The 6,000-nt window shown below is 44.6% G+C and carries 10 protein-coding genes and 1 other annotated feature; all 10 genes read left to right on the top strand.

Annotation, left to right across the window (positions count from 1 at the left end):
• Positions 1-165 precede the first annotated feature (165 nt).
• The 10 genes from NE665_RS07525 (at position 166) to NE665_RS07480 (ending at position 5,988) form a co-directional block, all read left to right on the top strand.
• On the top strand, positions 166-354 hold the full coding sequence (locus tag NE665_RS07525) for a hypothetical protein (RefSeq protein WP_117442231.1): 189 nt from the start codon (positions 166-168) through the stop codon (positions 352-354).
• A 38-nt stretch (positions 355-392) separates the two neighbouring features.
• Positions 393-597 (top strand) — a binding site (T-box leader).
• Positions 598-634: 37 nt separating this feature from the next.
• On the top strand, positions 635-1,972 hold the full coding sequence (gene cysS / locus NE665_RS07520; RefSeq protein WP_117442232.1) for a cysteine--tRNA ligase: 1,338 nt from the start codon (positions 635-637) through the stop codon (positions 1,970-1,972).
• Positions 1,972-2,358 carry a ribonuclease III domain-containing protein gene (locus tag NE665_RS07515; protein WP_117442233.1) on the top strand — a complete coding sequence of 129 codons (387 nt, stop codon included), beginning with the start codon at positions 1,972-1,974 and terminating at the stop codon, positions 2,356-2,358. The genes cysS and NE665_RS07515 overlap by 1 nt, the downstream gene beginning before the upstream one ends.
• Positions 2,355-3,077 (top strand): 23S rRNA (guanosine(2251)-2'-O)-methyltransferase RlmB, encoded by a 723-nt coding sequence (rlmB, locus tag NE665_RS07510; protein ID WP_117442234.1) that lies wholly within the window; start codon positions 2,355-2,357, stop codon positions 3,075-3,077. Before NE665_RS07515 ends, rlmB begins: the two co-directional genes overlap by 4 nt.
• A gap of 32 nt (positions 3,078-3,109) precedes the next feature.
• Entirely contained in the window at positions 3,110-3,694 is a 585-nt protein-coding gene (locus NE665_RS07505) for a sigma-70 family RNA polymerase sigma factor (protein ID WP_117442235.1), read from the top strand.
• 92 nt (positions 3,695-3,786) lie between these two features.
• Positions 3,787-3,936, top strand: coding sequence for a 50S ribosomal protein L33 (gene rpmG, locus NE665_RS07500; protein WP_117442236.1), 150 nt, complete (start codon positions 3,787-3,789; stop codon positions 3,934-3,936).
• 11 nt (positions 3,937-3,947) lie between these two features.
• Positions 3,948-4,127 (top strand): preprotein translocase subunit SecE, encoded by a 180-nt coding sequence (gene secE, locus NE665_RS07495; RefSeq protein WP_002605976.1) that lies wholly within the window; start codon positions 3,948-3,950, stop codon positions 4,125-4,127.
• A 10-nt stretch (positions 4,128-4,137) separates the two neighbouring features.
• Positions 4,138-4,689 (top strand): transcription termination/antitermination protein NusG, encoded by a 552-nt coding sequence (gene nusG / locus NE665_RS07490; protein WP_008816599.1) that lies wholly within the window; start codon positions 4,138-4,140, stop codon positions 4,687-4,689.
• Positions 4,690-4,971: 282 nt separating this feature from the next.
• Positions 4,972-5,163 (top strand): hypothetical protein, encoded by a 192-nt coding sequence (locus tag NE665_RS07485; protein ID WP_117442237.1) that lies wholly within the window; start codon positions 4,972-4,974, stop codon positions 5,161-5,163.
• Between the two features lie 60 nt (positions 5,164-5,223).
• Entirely contained in the window at positions 5,224-5,988 is a 765-nt protein-coding gene (locus NE665_RS07480) for an HAD-IIA family hydrolase (protein ID WP_117442238.1), read from the top strand.
• The last annotated feature ends 12 nt before the right edge of the window (positions 5,989-6,000 follow it).

The raw sequence follows: 6,000 nt of genomic DNA, 5'->3' as shown, positions 1-6,000 counted from the left end.
ACACAAATCCACATTCACAATTACACATTTTATCACAACCTGAAGTGATACCAAATAATTCAGGTGGAAAGGAGAACTGGTATATTAAATTTATTACTCATTATATGAGTAACTTAAATATACCAGGTGTAAACTATAACCACAGTTTTGAGTGAGGTGAAGAACATGGCATTGCGTACAAAGCTGAATACCGGTGAGGAAGGCGAAACAAATGGTCTGGAGGAGCTGGATGATCTGGATGCAGTCTATGTGGATGAGATGAAGAAATCCGGGCTGAGCGATGATCTAATGGCTCAATTCATGGATATATCAAAGGCGTTGGAGAAGGAAAAAAGCGGGGGAAACGAGCGGTAGTATTGAAATCCGCGAGGTTCCCTGTTATACTAAAACAAGATAAACCTGTGACAAGGATAAGTACCGGCATATGTATGGAAAGACAGCGATTTCTGAATGGTGGAAGCAGAAACAATTCATGCGGGAAATGCCCCTTGGAGGGATTTTTCGATAATGTAGAAGAATACGTAGTTCGGCGTTAACGTACCAAGTGGAAAAGCATTTTTCAAATAGAGTGGAACCGCGCGTATCAGCGTCTCTATAATATAAGTGCTTTTTTTATTTATAAGGAGGAAATGATATGAAAATATTCAACAGTATGAATCAGAAGGTAGAGGAATTTAAACCGCTGCACCCAAATGAGGTGCATATGTATGTATGCGGTCCGACAGTATATAACTATCCCCACATCGGGAATGCCCGGCCCATCGTTGTATTTGATACGCTGAGACGAACGTTTCAGGCAATCGGATACAACGTTAAAATGGTATCGAATTATACCGATGTTGATGATAAAATCATCAAGGTCGCAAAGGAATGTGGAGTAAGTGAAGCAGAAATTACAGAGAAATTTATAAATGCATATAACCATGACCGTTTATCCCTGCATGCTGCGATGCCGGATGCGGCTCCAAGGGTTACCGAAACCATGGACGCCATTATTGCTTTCATTAAGCTGCTGGTGGATAAGGGACATGCATATGAAATTGAAGGCGATGTGTATTTTAGAGTAAACAGTGTGGAAAGCTATGGAAAGCTGTCAAATCAGCAGATCGAGGATTTGCTTGTTGGAGCGCGGATTGATGAAAACAGCAAGAAGGAAAATCCGCTGGATTTTACGCTGTGGAAAAAAACAGAAGAGGGTATCAAGTGGGATTCTCCATGGTCTGTGGGACGTCCGGGATGGCATACGGAATGTGTTGTCATGATCAACCAGGAGTTTGGCGGTGAGCATACCATTGATATTCACGGCGGTGGTATGGATTTAAAATTTCCACATCATGAAAATGAAATCGCGCAATCCAGAGCAGCCTATGATTCTCCGATTGCCAATTACTGGATTCACAATGGTATGGTGAATATTGATGGTGAGAAGATGTCCAAAAGTCTGGGGAATGTGATCTGGGCAAAGGATATGATTGCGAAAATCGGTGGAAATGTACTGCGCTGGGTGATGCTGTCTGCACACTATCGTGCACCGTTGAATATCAATGAGGAAGCAATCGAGACGGCGAAAAAGGAATTGAACCGTGTAGCTACTGCGATGAAGCAGGCATATGTCAAGCTGGGGCTTGCCGATGTCATGGTGGATGAGACCTATGATGAGAAACAGCTGGCACCGTTTCTTGAAGCTATGCAGGATGATCTGAATACGCCGAATGCATTTGCGGCTGTGTTTGAAACCGTAAAGGTACTGAATCAGGCGCTGCGCCAAAGAGAAAGTGATTTGCAGGCGGTGAAGGCGCTGGTCCGTACTCTGGAGAAAATGATGGATGTGCTGGGTATTGAGCTTGCGCGTCTGACAATGAGCGAAGAGGATAAGCAGCTGCACCGCCAGTGGAAGGCTGCTGTTAAAGAAAAGGATTTTGATACTGCTGATCAATACCGTGCGAAGCTGATAGAGAAGGGTATTCTGTAATGGATATCAAGGAATACAACGGAACATCACTTGCCTATATGGGAGATGCTGTCATGTCGCTGCTTGTTCGGGAACAGCTCCTGGCACAGGGCTGGCAGAAATCCAAGATTTTACAGAAGAAAAGTGAGTCCTGGGTGAGTGCGAAGGCACAGGCATATTTCCTGATACAGCTCAAGGAGCGTGCATTTTTCAGTGAAGAGGAGTATGCAATCGTTCTGCGCGGACGCAATACCCATTCTGCAAGCAAGGCGAAGAATGCGGATGTGACAACCTACCGTATGTCAACCGGTCTGGAGGCATTGTTTGGTTGGCTGTATCTGACGCATCAAAAGGAGCGCCTGCAGGCCTTGTGGGAAGAAATTCAGAAGATAGGAGAATACCAATGACGCAGTATGTATATGGAAAGAATGTTGTAAAACAGCTTTTGCAGGATGGCAAGACGATTCATGAGGTACTGATTCAGGAGGGAATCCGTGATACAGCACTGGAAGGCGAAATCAAAAAAAGGCGAATCCCTGTAAAGGTTTTGGGCAGAAAGAAAATGGATCAGCTGCTGAACGGGAACCATCAGGGTATTGCCGCCTGTATCGATGATTACAAGACATGGGAGCTGGAAGAGCTGCTGGAAAGTATTCCACAGGGAAAACAGCCGCTGCTGGTGATGCTGGACGGCTTGGAGGATCCACATAATCTGGGGGCGATTCTACGTACCTGTGATTGTATCCAGGCGGATGGTGTTATCATTGGAAAGCATCGCAATGTCCGTTTGACGCCGACGGTAGCCAAGGTGAGCACCGGGGCGATTGATACGGTAAAGGTTAGTGTTGTTACCAATCTTGCGCAGGCAATCAAATACCTGAAGAAGCAGGGCTACTGGGTGGTCGGAACAGATTTTGAAAACTCCCGCGATTATCGGGAAGGACAGTATGATGTTCCCCTTGTTCTTGTGATCGGCAGTGAAGGCTTCGGCATCAGCTCCCTTGTGAAAAAGAATTGTGACTATTGTGTCCGTTTGCCAATGGAGGGAAGCGTCAGCTCTTTGAATGCATCCGTAGCAGCAGGTATCCTGCTTTACCAGATTCACGCACAACGCCATCCTCTGTAATTTTCTGCTTCCCTTTCGGGGAGAGAAAACAGATGGAAGAAGTTTACGAAAATGATTATGAACTACTTTACTTAATACGACAAAAAGACGAAATGGCACTTGCAGCCCTCATGCATAAGTATGAGGAAATAGCTGACAAGCTGATTAAAAAATATATCGGAGCCTGCAAAAGCGGGTTATCTGAGGATGATTACCTGCAGCTGGCAAGACTCAAGCTTGTGCAGACGGTTGATGACTACCGTGAGGATCAGGAGGCCAGCTTCTATCATTACTTTTGCAGTGTATTTCACAATCTGTTGATCGACTGTTATCGGCAGTCAGCTCATGAACGACGTGTGCTTTCTCTGGATAGCTGCATACGGGAGGACGCAGGAGGCTATTGTTTGCTTGATATCATGGAAAAGCCAAACGAAAGCTTTGCGGTTTCCTATGAATTCCAGCATCGTGTGAATACACGCAAGGAGGCTCTCAGTGATTTGGAAAGAAGGATCGTCGATTTGCGTGCGCTTGGATACACCTACCGACAGATTGCGGACACGCTTCAGATCAAGGTGAAGAAAGTAGATAATACGCTGCAGAAGGTTAGAAAAGACAAGGAAGGGGAGGAATTGCTGTAGAATTCGCAGCATTCCTGCTTGGAATTGGAAATTAAATTGACGAAACCACTTCTTTATGATAAAGTAAATAGGCAAAGAAAGAGGTGTTTTAGATGAGCGATAAAGTCATATTAACCTGCACCGAATGTCTTTCTCGAAACTATACAACTACAAAGAACAAAAAAACGCATAATGAGCGTATTGAATTGATGAAATACTGCAAGAAATGCGGTAAACACACACTTCACAAGGAAACGAAATAAGGAGGCAGCTTATGAAATGGTTCAGTATTAACGGAATTTTAACCGAAATGAAGAGAATACGCTGGCCAAAGGCAAAGGATCTTGCCAGAGACAGTGTAACAGTATTTGGATTTGTAGCATTCCTGGCCTTATTCTTTTACCTGTGTCAGGTTGTATCATCCGGTTTCTTGAAACTGATTGGAATCGTGTAGGAGGTAAGGCATGGCTGAGGAAAATAAAAAGCAGTGGTATGTGGTCAATACATATGCCGGACATGAAAATCGTGTAAAAGAAAATTTACTGCGTCGTGTGGAATCCATGGGACTTCAGGATTATCTGTTCCGTGTAATTGTCGCAGAAGAAAAAGAAATTGAATACAAGAACGGTAAGGAAGTGGAAAAGACGACCAATCTGTTCAGCGGATATCTGTTTGTTGAAATGATTATGACAGATGAAGCATGGTATATCGTACGTAATACACCGGGTGTTACCGGATTTATCGGTTCCAGTGGTGGTGGTGCAAAGCCGTTCCCGGTTGCCGAAGAGGAAATGGAGAGCATTCTGCGCCGTCTTGGTATGAGTGAGCGTAAGGTACAGATAGATTTTGCTGTAGGAGACCGTGTGCGTATTCTGAGCGGTGCTTTCGCAAATGTGGAAGGAACTGTTGAGGAGCTGCACGAGGATTCCCAGACTGCGGTTGTACTGACCATTTTGTTTGGTCGTGAGACGCCGACCGAAATCGGTTATGGTGAGCTTGAAAAAGTAGAGCTGTAATGCCTGAATCGCATTGATCCGTATAAATTATTTGAGATGCAGAGATTCTGCGTCTTTTCTTTTTATGTCTGATGATTTCAAGCACATGCAAGAAGCTCGGCAGTAAAGCTTGTCCATCACCCGATAGAGCGGTATGTGTATGGAAACTTATTTCTTTAATTATGTGGTAAGAACTGATCGCTGCGTGCATATGCAGCTGTTTAAAAAAATATGCAGGCATGGTGTGAAACTGACAAAATTCGTCGCAGTATCTTCCTATAATAGAGACAGGAAGTGATAAAAATGCGGGAACGGGCAGGATTTATCATTGGAATCAGTGGTGTTGTGCTTCTTCTCAAGCCAAATTTTGATCCGGATCAAATGGCAATGTATTTCAATTACCTTGTGGGGAATTACTGGCCAGCTATTCTGATTATCGTCGGCCTGCTCCTAGTCAATCCGAGAAAGAAGAAAACAAGAGGGAAAAGCAGATGAGTGCCACTTGACAAAACCAGTGCTTTCTATATCATTAAGGAGTAGAAAGCAGGTGGCAGTATGAAAAAAACATATTTAATTGATCTGGATGGAACGATGTATCGCGGATCTCAGATCATAGAAGGCGCTAAGGAGTTTATCGATACGCTGTTAAAACGGGGTGAACGCTTTGTTTTTCTGACAAACAATGCCAAGAGAACGAAACGGCAGAATGTGGAGCATATGGAAAAGATGGGCTTTACCGGCATCCGGGAAGAACATTTCTTTACCTCCAGTATGGCGGCGGCAAGATATGCGGCAGAGCATTATGAAGGAAAAAACGTCTGGTATATCGGACAGGATGGACTGAAAGAGGCCTTGGAGGATAACGGATTTACCGTTACGGAGCAGGATGTTGATCTGGTCTTTGTCGGTCTGGATAATACCGGGACCTATGAGAAGTATTCCAAGGCATTGGATTTCCTTCTGCACGGTGCAAAGCTGATTGGTACGAACAATGACCGCCTGCTTGCACAGCCGGGTGGATTTGCGGTAGGCAATGGCTCCATTGTGGCAATGTTTGAATATGCGAGCGGGCAGACCTCTCCAAAAATCGGAAAGCCGCATGCTCCGATTCTGGAGGAAGCATTGAAATATTTTCAGCTGCGTGCTGAGGAGGCTGTGATTCTGGGAGATAATCTGGAAACGGATATACTTCTGGGGGTTGAGAACCATGTGGATACGATTTTCGTGACCAGTGGTGTACACCAGCGTGAGGATGTGGAAAGGCTGAACATTCACCCAACGCGTACCATCGATGATCTCAGAGAATTGCTTGTGGAATAGATTGTGTGAAAA

It is taken from the genome of Clostridium sp. DFI.1.208, from assembly GCF_024463855.1.
In the GTDB taxonomy this organism is placed as follows: Bacteria; Bacillota_I; Bacilli_A; order Erysipelotrichales; family Erysipelotrichaceae; genus Clostridium_AQ.
The sequence above is the reverse complement of the archived record's forward strand: the minus strand, read 5'-3'. Positions and strand labels throughout refer to the sequence as shown.